The sequence below is a fragment of the Knoellia locipacati genome (assembly GCF_007992835.1).
In the GTDB taxonomy this organism is placed as follows: domain Bacteria; phylum Actinomycetota; class Actinomycetes; order Actinomycetales; family Dermatophilaceae; genus Knoellia; species Knoellia locipacati.
Window position 1 is genome coordinate 59582 of record NZ_BKBA01000004.1, and the last position, 14447, is coordinate 74028.

A 14447-nucleotide genomic window follows, 5' to 3' on the forward strand; every position below is an offset into this window, starting at 1 on the left:
CGGTCCTCAGGTCGGCATCAGGGTGTGGCGCGGGGCGGTGTCGGCCTCGTCCGAGTCGTCGTCGTCCGAGTCGAAGGCAACGACGACGACACTGATGTTGTCACGCCCACCCGCGTCGAGAGCAGCCTGACACAGAGCGTCCGCAACCTGCTGGGGGTCGTCGTACTTCTGCAGCGCGACCATGATCGTGCGGTCGTCGACCTCGTTGGACAGCCCGTCGCTGCACAGGACGAAGCGCTCGCCCGGGTGCGGGGGGAAGACCCAGACGTCGGCGTTGGGGCCCGGGTCGGTGCCGAGCGACCGGGTGATGATGTTGCGCAGCGGGTGCCGCAGCGCCTCCTCGGCGGTGATGAGACCGGCATCGACCATCTCGCGCACCTCGGAGTGGTCCTGCGTCACCATGCTCATCCGGTTGCCGAGGTAGCGGTAGACCCGCGAGTCGCCGACGTTGAAGACGATCCAGTGGTCCGCGCCGCCGGCGTCGACGACGGTGAGGCCGGCGACGGTCGTGCCCATTCCGGTCTGCTCGGGGTTGTGGGCGGCGGACTCGAGGATCTGCGCGTTGGTGCGGCGCAGCAGGGCGACGACGTCCTCGGACCGGACCTGCGCCCTCGTGTTGAGCTCGCCGAGCACCCGGACGGCGATGCCGCTCGCGACCTCGCCCGCGGCGTGACCACCCATGCCGTCGGCGATCGCGTAGACGCGACCCTCGGCGATGAGGCTGTCCTCGTTGTGGTTGCGGACGCGGCCGACGTGCGTCGCCGCGCCCGAGCGGATGCGGACGTCCGGCCCGGTGAGCGCGGCGTAGTGCGCGGCGCTCACGCGCCACCACCCATCGGGTCGAGCTGCACCGTCTCGAGGATCGACTGGACGTCCTCGTAGTCCTGCTCGGAGTCGGGGCCCGCGATGCGACCGGTGAGCCGCACGAGCTGGGTGACGTCGCCGGCCGGGACCGCGGTGACGAGGTGCACGAGGTAGACCGGCTCGCCGTCCTCGATCCACGAGACGTTGAGACCGGTCCAGTCGCGCTCGCCGATCTCGACGGTGAACGTCTCCTCGGCCTCACCCTCCTCGTGCCCGTCGGCCTGGCTCGCGAGGTCGTCGACGAGGTCGTCGGTGCTCGCCCCGCGCGTCGTGTGGACGTATGCCGTGAGCTCGGGAGCGAGGTCCCCTCCCCTGCCGTGGACGGCGCGCAGGAGGGCGTCGCCACCGGGCTCGGCGACCCAGCCGTCGGGCAGGGTCAGCTCGATGCGCGGGAGTGCCGGGCTCAGAGCGCTGGGATGGCCCACCGTGGGCATCGGGCCACCTCCGTGAGGGTTGGTGGAGAGCCCGGGTCGGGGCGCTCTGCAAGGACCGAACAACCCTATCCCCGTGCTGCACCGGTCGCGATGGGGAGTTCTCCCCTTCGGTCCCCGCCCGATCGGACGATCGCCGGGGTCAGGGCCCCGAGGATCCTCCACCCGAGTCCTGGCGATTGGACCAACCCAACAACTCTCGAGCTTCGCCGCCGAGGTCGGGATCGACTCCGAGATCCTTCAGCTCACCCCCGATGGCGAGCAGCAGATCGTCCGCACCGAGGGGTACGGCGAGGTAGGCGCCACGGCGCGACTCGAACGACACCTCTCGGATCATGTCGGCCAGTGGGTAGGCCGACACGCGCCGCACATAGGCCAGTTTCAGGACCTGTCGGCGACGACCGCTGACGTAGATGAGGGCGTGGTCCTTCAACATCCATCGCTGCGAGTCCGCTCGGCGATGAACTGCCCTCGCCGCGAGGGCACCCAGCGCCGCGCCGACGGGCAGAACCCATGGAGTGAGCTGCCAGGCCAAGACAGCAGTGAGCACCAGCGCACCGAGCCCGACCGCAAGCTCCCGGTTCCTGTGGTCGTTGTACTGCGCGGCGGGCATGAGCGCAGCCTAGGTCCCGCAGAACGAGTGCTCTAACCCGCGTTCTGCGGGACCTAGGCGGGCGTGATCGGGCCGTGGCTACGTCGACTCGGGCTGCTCGGACCACCAGCGCAGAAGGTGCTCGGTGGCGGCCTCCTTGCCCAGGGGCCCCTCGTCGAGCCGCACCGCGAGGAGGTACTTGTAGGCACGGCCGAGCACGGGTCCGGGGCTGATCCCCAGCACTGCCGCGATCTCGTTGCCGTCGAGCTCGGGCCGCACGGCGCCGAGCTCCTCGGCCTCGAGGAGCCTGTCGATCCGGGCCTCGAGCTCGTCGTAGGTGCGCGAGAGCCGCTGGGCCTTGCGGACGTTGCGGGTGGTGCAGTCGGCCCGGGTCAGGCGGTGCAGCCGCTGGAGCAGCGGCCCGGCGTCGGTGACGTAGCGGCGCACGGCGGAGTCGGTCCACTGTCCGTCGCCGTAGCCGTGGAAGCGGAGGTGCAGCTCGACGAGACGCGCCACCGCCTTGACGGTGTCCTTGTCGAAGCGCAGCGCCTTGAGCCGTTTGGCCGTCATCTTGGCGCCGACGACCTCGTGGTGGTGGAAGCTCACACCCCCGCCGGCCTCGAAGCGTCGGGTCGGGGGCTTGCCGATGTCGTGGAGCAGCGCGGCGAGCCGCAGCCAGAGGTCGGGCCCGGGCACCGACTCCTCGGGGCCGTCGACCGGACCCTCGAGGGCGATCGCCTGGTCGAGGACGATGAGCGAGTGGACGTAGACGTCCTTGTGGCGGTGGTGCTCGTCCACCTCGAGCTGGAGGGCCGGGAGCTCGGGCAGCACATGAGAGGCCAGGCCGCTCTCGGCGAGCAGCTCGAGACCGGGCCGGGGCCGCGGCGCCATGAGCAGCTTGACGAGCTCGTCGCGCACCCGCTCGGCCGAGACGATCCCGATGGTGGAGGCCATCTCCTGCATCGCGGCATACACCTCGGGAGCCGGGACGAGACCGAGCTGCGCAACGAAGCGGACCGCCCGCATCATCCGCAGCGGGTCGTCGCCGAAGCTCACCTCGGGGGTCGAGGGGGTGCGCAGCAGCCCGGCCTGCAGGTCGTCGAGCCCACCGTGGGGGTCGACGAACTCGAGCGAGGGCAGGCGCAGGGCCATGGCGTTGACGGTGAAGTCACGACGGACGAGGTCGTCCTCGAGGGACTCGCCGAACGCGACGACGGGCTTGCGGGTCACCCCGTCGTAGGCGTCGGCCCGGTACGTCGTCACCTCGACGGTGGTCTCGCTGCCGCCCTCACGCCGCACGGCGCCGATGGTCCCGAACTCGCGGCCCATGTCCCAGGTGGAGCTGCCCCAGGAGCGCAGGATCGCCTCGGTCTCGTCGGGCGAGGCGCTCGTCGTGAAGTCGAGGTCCGGCGGCGTCCGGTCGAGGAAGGCGTCGCGGACCGGCCCGCCGACGAGTGCGAGCTCGTGGCCCGCCTGCGTGAAGCGGGTGCCGAGGTCGGTGAGCAGCGGCAGCACCGGCGCGAGACGAGCGACGGCCTGCTTCATGAGAGCGGCGGGGGGCGGAGAGGGTGACACGAGGAACAAGAGTAGGTGTCGCCGCGGCGGGCCCCCGCCCGCCGTGGTGCGCTGGCCCCTACTTCCGCAGCGGGTCGAAGGCCGTGAGCAGGGCCCGGTCGCCGGCGCTGGAGGTGCCGGTCATCGCCCCGGCGAGGAGCTTGCCGGTGAGCGGTCCGAGCGCGACGCCCCACATGCCGTGGCCGCCGGCGACGAAGACCCGGTCCGAGCGGCTCGCTCCCACGAGCGGCAGCCCGTCCGTGGTGCACGGGCGCGAGCCGACCCACTCGTCGTGGCGCTCCGACCAGTCGACACCGGTGAACATCGGGGTGGCGGCGTCGACGATGGCCTGGACCCGGCGCGGGTCGAGCGGGTCGTCGGGGCTGCGGAACTCCATCATCCCGGCGACCCGCAGGCCCTCCTCGGGCTTGCCGAGCGGCGTGCACGCGACCCGCTGCGTCGGGAAGTAGACCGGTCCTGTGGGCACCTGGTCAGGGTGAACCGTGAAGCTGTAGCCGCGTCCGGCCTGGACGAGCTTGCGTATGCCGTGTGCTCGCGCGAGCCCTCCGACCCAGCTGCCGTTCGCGAGGACGACCGAGTCGGCGACGACGGACTCGCCGTTCTCGAGCGTGACGCGGACCTCGGGGCCCCGCTGGCTGACGTCGGTGACGCGGGCGCCGGTGGCGATCTCGCCGCCACGGGCGGTGACGGCGTCCGCGAGCGCGTGCACGAACCGGCCCGGGTTGAGGTAGCGCTGGCCGTTGAGGCGCACGCCGTGCGTCACGGCGTCGCCGAGCGAGGGCGCGAGGGTGTGCAGGTCGTCGCGGTCGAGCAGCTCGAAGTCGGTGAGGCCACCGGTCGCGGCGACGTGGCGGAACTCCTCGACGAGCACGGAGCGGTCGGCCTCGCTCACGAACCCGGCAAGGAAGGGCTCGGCGTCGAGGGTGGGCTCCTCCACCCGGCCGGTGCCCTCGTGCCCGGTGAGCTCGTCGTAGGCCGACAGCGCGCCGGCGTTCGCGAGGTTGAAGACCTCGATGGCCTGATTCCAGTGACCGGAGGTGCAGTGGCGCGCGAAGCCGGCGAGGAACTGGACGAGCCGGCGGTCGGCCCGCACCGGCACGTAGACCGGTGAGTCCGGCTTGAGCGTCGCGAGGATGCCCGTCTTGAGGATGGCGGGTTCGGGCAGCGGCAGGGTCAGGGCGGGGGCGAGCCAGCCGGCGTTGCCCCACGACGAGCCGGCGGCGACACCGTCGGCGTCGAGCACGGTGACCGTGACGCCCTGCTCCTGGAGGTACCAGGCGGTGGAGAGACCCACGATGCCGGCGCCGACGACGACCACGTGCTGAGGATGCTGTGCCATGCCTCCCAAGTGTGGTCAGCGACGGAGCCGCCGTCTGTGCCCGAAGCGCCACCCGTGCAAGCGCGGCGTTGTGGGATCGGCCAACGGCGAGGTTGCGTCCGGCACTCGGGTGGCCCCGGCATCGGTCCGCGGGACGCCGTGGCTCAGCGCACCGACCGCAGGTCGACCATGAGCGCCAGCCGGGTCGCGGGGTCCCCGACGTCGACCCCGCACGCCTCGCGCGCCTTGCGCAGGCGGTTGCGCACCGTGTTCGGGTGCACGGTCAGCCCCTGCGCGGCCCCACTGACCTCCCCGGCGTCGAGGAACGCGCGCACCGCGTCGACGAGCCCACTGTCGTGGACCCGGTCGTGCTCGCGCAGCCTGGCCAGCGGGCTGGACCCTCCGTGGCGCTTGAGGAAGCCGTCGAGCCGGTCGACGAGGACGTCGGCGAAGACGTCCTCGAGCGTGGCGACCACCCCCGTGCGGCCACGACGTGAGAGCGCCTCGGCCACCTGGTCGGCGACGAGACGCGACTCGGCGAGGTCGCCCGCCTCGGCGGGGGTCCCGATGCCCACGACGAGCTGCTCGCCACCACCGAAGCGGCGCAGGAAGTCCCCGAGGATGCGCCCGGCGGACTCGGCCGCCATGACACCGAGGATCCCGCGGTCGTGGGCCGCGCAGAGGGCGGCGGGCGCCACCGCCGACAGGTGCAGGCTCAGCGGCCCGAGGGCCCGGCGCACCGCCTCGGGTCCGCGGATCGACACCGCCACCCACTGGCCGGTCATCGTGTGGTCGGAGGCGACGTCGTCGGCGGCGTCACCACCGGCCAGCAGCGTCGTGACGAGGTGGGTGCGCTCGCGGCGGCCCCGGTCCGCCAGGTCCCGCTCGGCCCGAAGCCGCCTCGCGACCTGGGGGGCGGCGGCGACGAGGGTGTCGGACTGGGCCCGGCTCGGGCCCTGCGGGATCGCCGCCCAGATCGACCCGACGAGGTGGCCCTCGTCGCGCACCGCGACCACGGCGCGCGCCACCATGTCCTCCTCGGGCAGGTCCACGGTGATGACCTCGTCCGAGACCCGGAGCCGCTCGAAGACCCCCGTGGCGGCGATGGCCTCCCGGTAGCGCACCGGCACCTGGCGCCCGAGGATCGTGCTGATCCGCGCGTCGTCCACGTCCTGGTTGCCGCCGGAGAAGGCGATGACGATGGTGTCGCGGTCCTCGATCGTCACCGGGGCCCCGAGCAGACCCGCCAGCGACGTGGCGAGGTCGAACAGGTCGCCGTCGATGTCGAGGGGCACGCGGCGAGCATACGGCCGGGCCCGCACGGTCGCCCCGCGCCGGTGGGGAGGCGAGCCGCCGCGGGCCGGTCCCTGTGGTGACGACGTGGTTAGAGTGACCAGATGAGCCATGCCGCAGCCGAGCCACCCCGGGTCACCCGGCGGCTGCCTGCGGTCGAGGAGCGCTCGGCCGGCGGCATCGTCGTCGACGTCCACGACGGTGAGGCCCGGATCGCCGTCATCGCCCGCCGCAACCGGGCCGGACGCGTCGAGTGGTGCCTGCCCAAGGGACACATCGAGGGCGCCGAGACCCTCCCGCAGACCGCAGCGCGCGAGGTCGCGGAGGAGACCGGCATACAGGGCAACGTCCTCATCGAGCTCGGCACCATCGACTACTGGTTCGCGGTCGGCGAGCGACGGATCCACAAGTACGTCCACCACTACCTCCTCGAGGCGGTGGGTGGGGACCTCACGATCGAGAATGACCCGGACCACGAGGCCATCGACGTCGCCTGGTTCCCGCTGCGCGACGCGCACCGGCACCTGACCTTCCCCAACGAGCGTCGCATCGCCCGTCTGGCCTGGCAGCGGCTCGCCGGAGACTGAGCCCGGCTTCGCCCCACGGCCCACCTAGGATGGTCGACACACCGATCGGAAGGGGCACCCGTTGGAGGGCGTCGGACCCGGAACCACCCTCGACGGGCGGTACACCACCCAGCGCAGGATCGAGCAACGCCACGGGTGCGAGCGGTGGACCGCTGACGACACCACGCTCGGCCGCTCCGTGGTCGTCCTCTGCCTGCCCGACAGCGACCACCGGGCGAGTGCCGTCCTCGACGCCGGGCGCCGCGCCGCCGGGCTCGACACCCCCACCCTGCACCGCGTCCTCGACGCGGGTCGCGAGCGCGGCGTCGCGTGGGTCATCGAGAGCGACGTGGCCGACTCGCGATCCCTGGCCCAGCTCGTGCACGACGGTGGCCTGCCCGCCGACGAGGTCCGCCGCATCGTCGGCGAGGTCGCCACGGCCCTCGAGTCTGCCCGCCAGCGCGGCCTGCACCACCTCGACCTGCGTCCGGAGGACGTCCTGCGCACCGTCGACGGCGAGGTCCGCCTGCGTGGCGTGGCCACGAGCGCGGCGATCGTCGAGCTCGACGACGTCGAGTCCGAGGACGCCTCCCGTCGCGACGCGATCGGTGTCGTCTCGCTGACGTATGCCGGCCTCACCGGTCTGTGGCCCGGTCCCGGAGCGACGTCGCTCGGCTCCGCCCCGCGTGTCCTCGGTGGCGTCGCCGCGCCCTCCGAGATCGCCGCCGGCGTGCCGCGCGACCTCGACGCGCTCTGCCGCCTCACCCTCGGCGACGACCAGGGGCCGACGTCGCCGGGCGACTTCGCCCGCCAGATCGCCCCGTGGCCCTCGCGCCAGGTCGCCGGTCGCTCGACGATCGCCACGACCGCTGCGGTCGACCCCCGGGTGCCGACGGCGCTCTCTCCCGCGGCGCTGGCACCCGCAGCACTCGCGCCCGCTGCCCTCACGCCCGCTGCCCTCACGCCGCAGGCCTCGACCGAGGTGCTCCCGACGACGGCCCCGGAGCCTGACCCGTCGACGGGCGCGGACCCCGACTCCGAGCCGCTGGCCGGCCCGGACGCGCAGGACGCGCCGACCGAGGACGACGACGAGCCCACCCGGGTGCTCCAGCGCCCCACCTCGACCTCGGCGCCGACCGAGGCGATCCCGGTGACCGGTGCGGCGAGCGCCGGCGCCACTCCTCCGCCGGCTGACAGCACGGCCGAGCTGCCGCGGGTCCGTCCCTCCTCGACGGTCCCCGAGCCCACCGCCACGGGCGCCGAGGCCGGCCCCGTGGGCTCCGACCCGTCGGGGGACGGCGACGCGGCACCCCGCGCCGCCACCACGGCGGCCGCAGCCGCTGCGGCGGCCGGTGCTGCCATGGCGGGCGCCGGATCAGCCGTCGCCGAGGCCATGAGCCGGGCCGGGTCCCGCGTCGGGTCGCTCGGACGCCAGGTCGGCGAGCGCGCGGCCGAGAAGGCCGCCGAGCGCCGCGGGTTCCACGAGCGGATCACCGCGCCCAACGCACCTGGGCTCACCGACGACGGCGACCACGTGCGCCCCGGCACGGGCAGCGACGCCTTCCTCGAGCCCCCCGCGCCCCTGGTCCCCGCCGAGCCGCTCACCAAGGACGAGTCCAAGGTCGCACTGGCCATCGTCGCGGCCTTCCTCGTCGTCGCGCTCATCGGTGGCATCTACGGCGTGATGCAGATCGGCTCCAAGACCAACGTCGACTTCGGTGGGGTGCCCAACCGTGCGGCCAGTGCCTCCGCGGGCGCCGCCACCAAGAGCCCGACCCCCGCCAAGACGGGCGCCACACCCAACTCGAGCGGCGAGAAGCTCCAGATCCTCGCCGCCGACGGGTTCGACCCCCAGGGTGACGGGCGCGAGAACGGCACCCGCGCGCCCCGCGTCTTCGACGGCGACCCCTCGACCGCCTGGCAGTCCGAGGGCTACTCGTCCGCTGCTCTCGGTGGGCTCAAGCAGGGTGTCGGCGTGGTCGTCGACCTCGGGCCCAACGTCGCGGCCCGCGAGATCTCGCTGACGCTCGGCAACCGCGCCGACGTCGAGGTCTACATCGGCGCGGACAAGTCGCTGACCGGCGCCGTCAAGGTCGGGACGAAGGCGAGCGCCGACGGCACCGTGACCTTCCCGGTCAAGGCCGGCACCACCGGCCAGTACGTCATCGTCTGGTTCACGAAGCTCAGCCAGGACGGCAACGGCCGCTACCGCGCGATCCTCGGTGAGGTCGAGGTCAAGAGCTGACATGGCCGGGCTCGAGGACGCACCCGATCGCGCCCTCATGGCCCGTCACGTCGACGGGGACCCGGACGCCTTCGGCGAGCTCTTCCGCCGCCACCGTGACCGTCTCTGGGCGGTCGCCGTGCGCACCACCGGTGACCGTGAGCTCGCCGCCGACTGCGTCCAGGACGGGTTCGTCAACGCCTTCCGGCGCGCGGAGTCCTACCGTGGCGACGCCGCGGTCTCCACGTGGCTGCACCGCATCGTCGTCAACGCCTGCCTGGACCGCCTGCGCCGCGAGCGCGACGTGCTGCGCCGCGCCGGTGACGTGGCCGACCTCGACGTCATCGACGCCCACGACCGCCACGGCGAGGCCGAGACCGGCCTCGACGTGCGCGCGGCCCTCGCACGGCTCCCGGAGCACCAGCGGCTCGCCCTCGTTCTCGTGGACATGCACGGTATGCCGGTCGCGGACGCCGCAGAGGTCCTCGGCGTCGCGGTGGGCACGGTGAAGTCACGGTGTGCACGCGGCCGTGAGGCGCTCGCCGCCCTGCTGGGCCCGTCCCGTGTCGACGACGGCCCCCGGGAACCTCGGGGGCAGTCGTGACGTCCTACCCACGAGCCCTTGATGCGGTTCGGCGTGCCCCGCGGGGCTGCGCCGGCGCCGCAGACCGCGACCGGAGGAGATGGTGGTGAGCACGCCCGACGACGACACGGACCCCACGGGGATGCGTGCCCTGCTCCGTGGCCTCCCCGACCCGGGGCCGATGCCCGACGACCTCGTCGCCCGCATCCAGTCCTCGCTCGCCGACCTGCCCCTGCCTGAGGCACGGCCCGGCACGAGTCGCGAGGACGGACTGCGCGCCGTTTCACGTGGAACGGAGTCCGCGCACGGTGCTCCCCGACCCTCGTGGTGGGCCCGCAACGGGTCCCGGGCCGCGGTGGCCGCCGTGGTGCTGCTCGGCGGTGGGGCGGTCGCGTCCGACCAGCTGGGTCTGCTCGGTTCCGGTGGCGACTCGGCCTCGTCCGGAACGACAGCGGACTCGTCCGCGGGCGGGAGCCCGGCCGACCAGCGGGCCGAGGGTCCCACCGACGGCGACGAGTCCGGCCCCCAGTCGGGCAGCGACAACGACGGTCGGTCCGCCGCGGGCCCGGTGCAGACCGGCCAAGTCGTCGTGACGAAGTCAGGACGCACCTACACGGCCGGTGGTCTCGCCACGGAGGTCGACCGCGACAGCGCGGCGGCACCCACGGCGCCGCTCACGGCCGAGTCCCCGGGGATCGGCCCGATCGGCACCGAGATCGGTGTGCGCTCCTGCCTCGTGGCCCTCGGACTCCCCCGCAACGCCGCCGCGCGGGTCGACCTGGCCCTGGTCGACGCCACCCCCGCCGCGGTCCTCGTGGTGACCCGCGACGGTGGGCGGACGGCATACGCCGTGGGTCGCGACTGCACCCTGGGCAACCCGTCACTCATCGCGGGACCGATCCAGCTGCCCTGACCGCGGGTCGGGCGGTGTGTCGGGAATCCCCAGCGCCTAGGATCAGTTGAATCGAGACCACCGCATGTAGCGGTGGTTCACCATGACAGACACAAGGGACGGTGTTCGTGAGCTCCCCCGCCCACACGACTGACGGCCAGGACGTGCGCAACGTCATCATCATCGGCTCCGGCCCGGCCGGCTACACGGCCGCCGTGTACGCCGCCCGCGCCAACCTCCAGCCGGTCCTCTTCGAGGGTGCGGTCACCGCGGGTGGCGCCCTGATGAACACCACCGAGGTCGAGAACTTCCCGGGCTTCCGCGACGGCATCATGGGGCCCGACCTCATGGAGCAGATGCGCGCGCAGGCCGAGCGGTTCGGCGCCGAGCTCGTCACCGACGACATCACCTCGGTCTCGCTCGACGGCGAGATCAAGTCCGTCGTCGACGGCGAGGGTCGCACGTGGCGCGCCCGCGCCGTCATCCTCGCGATGGGCTCGGCCTACCGCGAGCTCGGGCTGCCCGACGAGAAGCGCCTTTCCGGCCACGGTGTCTCGTGGTGTGCGACCTGCGACGGGTTCTTCTTCCGCGACCAGGACATCGCCGTCGTCGGTGGTGGCGACTCCGCCGTCGAGGAGGCCACCTTCCTCACGAAGTTCGCCCGCTCGGTGACGATCGTGCACCGCCGCGACGAGCTGCGCGCCTCCAAGATCATGGCCGAGCGCGCCCTGTCCAACGACAAGATCCGGTTCGCCTGGAACAGCGAGGTCGTCGGCATCCGTGGCGGCGACAAGCTCTCCGGCATCACCCTGCGCGACACCGTCACCGGCGCCGACAGCGAGCTCGACGTCACCGGCCTGTTCATCGCGATCGGTCACGACCCCCGCAACGAGCTGCTCAAGGAGACCACCGACGGCACCCGCGTCGGTCTCGACGGCGAGGGTTACGTCCTCGTGCAGGGTCGTTCGACCCTGACCAACATCGAGGGCGTGTTCGCCTGTGGCGACCTCGTCGACCACACCTACCGCCAGGCCATCACCGCCGCCGGCTCCGGCTGCGCCGCGGCGCTCGACGCCGAGCGCTTCCTCGCCGAGGCCGAGCACGCCGGGGCGCCCGCCCCCGACGCGGCCCTCATCGCCCCCTGACCGGCTTCACGCCCCCCACCCCGCAGACCTGATCCGCACCAACCCAGGAAGGACCCCCGCCATGGGAGCCACCCGTACCACCGATGACGCCTCGTTCGACGCCGACGTCGTCAAGAACTCCAAGGTCACCCTCGTCGACTTCTGGGCGCCCTGGTGCGGCCCGTGCAAGGCGATCGCGCCCGTGCTCGAGGAGATCGCGCGTGACCACGCCGACAAGATCGACGTCGTCAAGCTCAACACCGACGAGAACCCGTCCATCACCGGCAAGCTCGGCATCACCTCGATCCCGACGATGCACGTCTACAAGGACGGCGAGATCGTCAAGACGATCGTCGGCGCCAAGCCCAAGCCCGCCCTCCTGCGCGAGCTCGAGCCCTTCCTCGCCTGACGAGAACCCCACGACGAAGCCCCGGTCCGTCGGACCGGCGCTTCGTCGTTCGTCGGCTCAAAACCGTTGTGCCACAACCCGATTGGGCTGATCCGCACTTTGCGCGTGAGCCTTCGGTCAGACGGAGTCGCGCAGGTGCATGGCGTCGAGGATCCGGTTGAGATCCTCCACGGACGCGAAGTCGATGGTCACCTTGCCGCGCGACTTGCCCAGCGTGATGCCGACGCCGGTCTCGAGCCGGTCCGACAGACCGGCGGCGATGTCGTCGAGCTGCGGGTGGCGTCCACCGGCCCGCGGCCGGCGCCGAGCCGGCTTCTCGTCCTCGACACCGAGCGAGACGATCTCCTCGACCGAACGCACCGACAGGCCCTCGGCGACGATCCGCTGGGCGAGCCGCTCCATGGCGGCGCCGTCACCGACACCGAGCAGGGCGCGAGCGTGCCCGGCCGACAGCACCCCGGCGGCGACGCGGCGAGCGACCATCGGGGGCAGCTTGAGCAGCCGCAGGGTGTTGCTGATCTGCGGTCGCGACCGCCCGATGCGCCCGGCGAGCTCCTCCTGGGTGCAGCCGAAGTCGTCGAGCAGCTGCTGGTAGGCCGCCGCCTCCTCGAGCGCGTTGAGCTGGCTGCGGTGGAGGTTCTCGAGGAGCGCGTCCCGCAGGAGGTCGTCGTCCTCGGTGGCCTTGATGATGGCCGGGACCGTGTCGTTGCCGGCCTCGCGGCTGGCGCGCCACCGGCGCTCACCCATGATGAGCTCGTACTCGACACCCTCGGGCACGTCGGTGGCGTCGGCGGGGACGCGACGCACGACGACCGGCTGGAGGACACCGATCTCGCGGATGCTGTGGACGAGCTCGGCGAGGTCGTCCTCGTCGAAGACGGTGCGCGGCTGACGCGGGTTCGGCCGGATCGAGTCGAGGTCGAGCTCGGCGAACTGTGCACCGGGGACGGCGACGAGGTCGGAGCCGTCGACGGCGTCCCTGGACGGCGTCTGCGTGGCGTCAGCGGACGCGCCCGAGTCGCTGACCTGCACGGATGCGGTCTCGTCGGGTGTGTGCGGTGTCGTCGGCTCGGCCACCGGGGAGCTGTCGGCCGCGGCGTCGGCCGGTCGTTCGACGGTGTCCACCGAGCCGGCCGGTGCACCCACGGGCTCCGTGCGCTCCTTGAAGAAGACATCGGTCGGTCGGGTCGCGCCGCCACCGCCGCCCGGCGGGATGAGGGCTCCGAGGCCGCGGCCCAGGGCACGTCGCTTGTCACTCATGAACGGTCCTCGCTGTTCTCGGCGGCGTTCTGCGCGGCCATCTCTGAGGCGGCCTCGAGGTAGGAGAGGGCGCCACTGCTGTTGGGGTCGTAGGTCATGACGGTCTGTCCGTGGCTCGGGGCCTCGGAGATGCGCACCGAGCGCGGCACGGTGGCCTTGAGCGTCTGGTCGGGGAAGTGGGTCCGGACCTCCTCGGCCACCTGGGCCGACAGCCGGGTCCGGCCGTCGTACATCGTCAGCAGGATCGTCGACACGTGCAACGTCGGGTTGAGGTGGTCTCTGATGAGCTCGATGTTGCGCAGGAGCTGCGAGAGTCCCTCGAGCGCGTAGTACTCGCACTGGATGGGGATGAAGACCTCACTCGCCGCGACGAACGCGTTGACCGTGAGCAGCCCCAGGCTGGGCGGGCAGTCCACGAAGACGTAGTCGAGGCTCTCGCCGCGCTCGGCGAGCTCGTTCCGGTATGCCGTGACCGCCTTCTGCAGACGCGTCTCGCGGGCGACGAGCGAGACGAGCTCGATCTCCGCGCCGGCGAGGTCGATGGTGGCCGGCGCGCAGAACAGGCCCGGGATGTCCGGGCAGGATTGGACGACCTTGCTCATCGGGTCGCCGTCGACGAGGACGTCGTAGATGCTCGGCACCTCGGCGTGGTGCTCGATCCCGAGGGCCGTGCTCGCGTTGCCCTGCGGGTCGAGGTCGATGACGAGCACCGTGGCCCCGGCCTGCGCGAGGGCGGCGGCCACGTTGACGGTCGTCGTCGTCTTGCCGACGCCACCCTTCTGGTTGGCGACGGTGAGCACGCGCGTCTGCGCCGGGCGAGGGAGCTCCCGACCGGAGAGGGTGATCCGCTTGCGGGCATCCTCGGCGACGGCCTGGGCCAGCGGCGTGTCCGCACCGGCCACCGGGAGATCGGCGACGTCCTCGTGCGCCTCGCGAGCGACGTTCGCCAGGGCATCGGCGGCGCGCTCGGCGTCGGTCGGCTCCGTTTCACGTGAAACAGAGGCCATGGACCCGTTGTCGGCCCGCTCGCCCCCACCGGTCCCTGCAGCGGAGCGTGTGGAAGTGTCGACCTGTGTTTCACGTGAAACAACGGCGGCAGCCGAATCCGCGGATGCCACTACGGCGTCCTCAGCGCTTTCGCTGAGCCCTGCCGAGGACGCCGTGGTTTGACGGAGGACGTCGGTGTCTGAGGCAGGCTCGGGCAGGTCCGTCTCCCCCTTGGCCACGTCCGGCTCCGCGTCGGACCCGACAGCCGGCGCGGAGGTCGTCGTGGCGTCTCCGGACCCACCTGACCCGTGCTCCGAGTTTGTCGCGGC

14 protein-coding genes are annotated in these 14447 nt (G+C 72.5%); 6 read left to right on the forward strand and 8 right to left on the reverse strand.

The window, feature by feature from the left end; all coding sequences use genetic code 11:
- Positions 1-6: 6 nt before the first annotated feature.
- The 6 genes from KLO01_RS06190 to KLO01_RS06215 form a co-directional block, all read right to left on the reverse strand.
- Positions 7-822, reverse strand: coding sequence for a PP2C family protein-serine/threonine phosphatase (locus KLO01_RS06190; protein ID WP_147063264.1), 816 nt, complete (start codon positions 820-822; stop codon positions 7-9).
- The gene (locus KLO01_RS06195) at positions 819-1298 is read right to left on the reverse strand and encodes a hypothetical protein (RefSeq protein WP_147063266.1); all 480 of its coding nucleotides are present in this window, start codon (positions 1296-1298) and stop codon (positions 819-821) included. The genes KLO01_RS06190 and KLO01_RS06195 overlap by 4 nt, the downstream gene beginning before the upstream one ends.
- A gap of 139 nt (positions 1299-1437) precedes the next feature.
- Positions 1438-1908, reverse strand: a complete 471-nt coding sequence (locus tag KLO01_RS06200; RefSeq protein ID WP_147063268.1) for a hypothetical protein — start codon at positions 1906-1908, stop codon at positions 1438-1440.
- Between the two features lie 78 nt (positions 1909-1986).
- Positions 1987-3432: a CCA tRNA nucleotidyltransferase gene (locus KLO01_RS06205; RefSeq protein WP_147063689.1), complete on the reverse strand. Its 1446-nt coding sequence runs from the start codon at positions 3430-3432 to the stop codon at positions 1987-1989.
- 88 nt (positions 3433-3520) lie between these two features.
- Positions 3521-4801 carry an NAD(P)/FAD-dependent oxidoreductase gene (locus tag KLO01_RS06210; protein WP_147063270.1) on the reverse strand — a complete coding sequence of 427 codons (1281 nt, stop codon included), beginning with the start codon at positions 4799-4801 and terminating at the stop codon, positions 3521-3523.
- 143 nt (positions 4802-4944) lie between these two features.
- A complete protein-coding gene (locus KLO01_RS06215) occupies positions 4945-6075 on the reverse strand; it encodes a PucR family transcriptional regulator (RefSeq protein ID WP_147063272.1) in 1131 nt (376 codons plus the stop codon).
- A gap of 102 nt (positions 6076-6177) precedes the next feature.
- Here KLO01_RS06215 and KLO01_RS06220 point away from each other — a divergent pair, with 102 nt between their 5' ends.
- The 6 genes from KLO01_RS06220 to trxA all read left to right on the forward strand — a co-directional run bounded on the left by KLO01_RS06220 (position 6178) and on the right by trxA (position 11871).
- The gene (locus tag KLO01_RS06220; protein WP_147063274.1) at positions 6178-6660 is read left to right on the forward strand and encodes an NUDIX hydrolase; all 483 of its coding nucleotides are present in this window, start codon (positions 6178-6180) and stop codon (positions 6658-6660) included.
- A 61-nt stretch (positions 6661-6721) separates the two neighbouring features.
- Positions 6722-8884: a protein kinase family protein gene (locus tag KLO01_RS06225; RefSeq protein ID WP_147063276.1), complete on the forward strand. Its 2163-nt coding sequence runs from the start codon at positions 6722-6724 to the stop codon at positions 8882-8884.
- Between the two features lies 1 nt (position 8885).
- On the forward strand, positions 8886-9467 hold the full coding sequence (gene sigM / locus KLO01_RS06230) for an RNA polymerase sigma factor SigM (RefSeq protein ID WP_147063278.1): 582 nt from the start codon (positions 8886-8888) through the stop codon (positions 9465-9467).
- Positions 9468-9552: 85 nt separating this feature from the next.
- Positions 9553-10359 carry an RsmA family anti-sigma factor gene (locus KLO01_RS06235; RefSeq protein ID WP_147063280.1) on the forward strand — a complete coding sequence of 269 codons (807 nt, stop codon included), beginning with the start codon at positions 9553-9555 and terminating at the stop codon, positions 10357-10359.
- A 101-nt stretch (positions 10360-10460) separates the two neighbouring features.
- Positions 10461-11483: a thioredoxin-disulfide reductase gene (gene trxB / locus KLO01_RS06240; protein WP_147063282.1), complete on the forward strand. Its 1023-nt coding sequence runs from the start codon at positions 10461-10463 to the stop codon at positions 11481-11483.
- 61 nt (positions 11484-11544) lie between these two features.
- Positions 11545-11871, forward strand: a complete 327-nt coding sequence (gene trxA / locus KLO01_RS06245) for a thioredoxin (RefSeq protein WP_147063284.1) — start codon at positions 11545-11547, stop codon at positions 11869-11871.
- Positions 11872-11988: 117 nt separating this feature from the next.
- On the opposite strand, the gene KLO01_RS06250 is transcribed toward trxA, so the two are convergent.
- Entirely contained in the window at positions 11989-13131 is a 1143-nt protein-coding gene (locus KLO01_RS06250; protein WP_147063286.1) for a ParB/RepB/Spo0J family partition protein, read from the reverse strand.
- On the reverse strand, positions 13128-14138 hold the full coding sequence (locus KLO01_RS06255) for a ParA family protein (RefSeq protein WP_186827937.1): 1011 nt from the start codon (positions 14136-14138) through the stop codon (positions 13128-13130). Before KLO01_RS06255 ends, KLO01_RS06250 begins: the two co-directional genes overlap by 4 nt.
- Positions 14139-14447 lie beyond the last annotated feature (309 nt).